This window comes from Salmonella sp. SAL4457, from assembly GCF_046548235.1.
Taxonomy (GTDB): Bacteria; Pseudomonadota; Gammaproteobacteria; order Enterobacterales; family Enterobacteriaceae; genus Salmonella; species Salmonella enterica.
The window spans coordinates 1-371 of record NZ_JBGDZO010000131.1 but is presented as its reverse complement, the minus strand read 5'-3'; the positions used below and the strand labels follow the sequence as shown (position 1 = coordinate 371).

At 65.2% G+C, this 371-nt stretch carries 1 pseudogene; it reads left to right on the top strand.

From position 1 onward, the window contains the following. Window positions 1–14: 14 nt before the first annotated feature. Window positions 15–371 (top strand): annotated as a pseudogene (locus ACLJNW_RS23570) (two-component sensor histidine kinase); the annotation flags it as partial.

Sequence of the window (371 nt, the reverse complement as noted above, 5' to 3'; positions counted from 1 at the left end):
ACCTCAAGGAGCGCATGCAGTTGCTCGCGGCGATTTCCCACGACCTGCAGACGCCGATCACGCGGATGAAGCTGCGCGTCGAGTTCATGGACGCCTCCAGCGACAGGGACAAGCTGTGGAACGATCTCGAAGAGATGCAGCACCTGGTCCGCGAAGGCGTGGCCTATGCCCGCAGCATGCACGGCAGCACCGAAACCAGTTGCCGGGTGGACCTCGACGCCTTCCTCGACAGCCTGGTCTTCGACTACCAGGACAGCGGCAAGCAGGTACAACTCGACGGCCGTACCGGCGCGGTGATCGACACCCGTCCGCACGCCCTGCGCCGGGTGCTGGTGACCCTGGTCGACAATGCGCTGAAGTTCGCCGGCGCC